Consider the following 1,414-nt stretch of genomic DNA (forward strand, 5'->3'; position numbering starts at 1 on the left):
CACGCCCACCACCGGTCCGAAGATTTCTTCCTGGAACACGCGCATCTTGTTGTGGCCCTTGAGCAGCGTCGGCTGGATGTAATAGCCGCTCGACAGATCGCCCTCAAGGCGTTCGGCCGCGCCACCGGTCAGCAGCTCGGCGCCCTCTTCCCGGGCGATGTCCAGGTACGAAAGGATCTTGTCGTATTGCTGCTGGGACGCCTGGGCGCCGACCATCGTCTCGGTGTCCAGCGGATTGCCGCGCTTGATCTTGGCGATTTTCTTCATGACCTCGGCCATGAACGGCGCATAGATCGATTCCTGCACCAAGGCGCGGGACGGACAGGTGCAGACTTCGCCCTGGTTGAAGAACGCCAGCACCAAGCCTTCGGCAGCCTTCTCGATGAACGCCGGCTCGGCTTGCATGATGTCTTCGAAGAAGATGTTCGGCGACTTGCCGCCCAGCTCCACGGTAGACGGGATGATGTTCTCGGCCGCGCACTTCATGATGTGCGAACCGACCGGAGTCGAGCCGGTGAACGCGATCTTGGCGATGCGCTTGCTGGTGGCCAGGGCTTCGCCGGCTTCGCGGCCAAAGCCGTGGACAATGTTCAACACGCCGGCGGGCAGCAGGTCGGCGATCAGCTCGACGAACACCGTGATCGACAACGGCGTCTGCTCCGCTGGCTTGAGCACGATGCAGTTGCCGGCGGCCAGGGCCGGGGCGAGTTTCCAGGCGGCCATCAGCAGCGGGAAGTTCCACGGGATGATCTGCCCGACCACGCCCAGCGGCTCGTGGAAATGGTAGGCGGTGGTCAGCTCGTTGATCTCGGCGGCCCCGCCCTCTTGCGCGCGGATGCAGCCGGCGAAATAGCGGAAATGGTCAGCCGACAGCGGCACGTCGGCGTTCAGGGTTTCACGCACGGCCTTGCCGTTGTCCCAGGTCTCGCTGACGGCGAGGATTTCCAGGTTCTGCTCGATGCGGTCGGCAATTTTCAGCAGCACCAGGGAACGGTCCTGGACCGAGGTCTTGCCCCAGGCATCAGCGGCGGCATGGGCCGCGTCCAGGGCTTTGTCGATGTCGGCGGCGCTGGAGCGCGGGAACTCGCCGATGACTTCGCCATTGACCGGCGACGTGTTGGTGAAGTACTCGCCGTTGACCGGCGCGACGAACTCGCCGCCGATGAAGTTGCCATAGCGCGGCTTGAAGGAAACGATGGCGCCTGGGGTTCCGGGTTGTGGGTAGATCATGATGGGCCTCTGCCTGGTCGATGCCTGTCGCGGGACAGGCGATAGGCCGATGGTAGAGAGCCCCGCTGGCCGGACGAATGCGTCATTGGCAGGGGGCTCTCTCGTTATTTGGTCGTAGGTTTCAAGCGATAGGCGCAATTTCAAGGCCGGCGCAGGCCCTTGTGGCGAGGGAGCTTGCTCCCGC

At 63.8% G+C, this 1,414-nt stretch carries 1 protein-coding gene; it reads right to left on the reverse strand.

All coding sequences use genetic code 11. The annotated features are described in order from the left end of the window. A partial coding sequence (locus tag OC610_RS27405; protein ID WP_264432577.1) for an aldehyde dehydrogenase family protein occupies positions 1 to 1,230 on the reverse strand: 1,230 nt, incomplete at its 3' end. Between the last annotated feature and the right edge of the window lie 184 nt (positions 1,231 to 1,414).

Origin of the sequence: Pseudomonas agronomica (assembly GCF_025917275.1) — a bacterium.
Lineage (GTDB): Bacteria > Pseudomonadota > Gammaproteobacteria > Pseudomonadales > Pseudomonadaceae > Aquipseudomonas > Aquipseudomonas agronomica.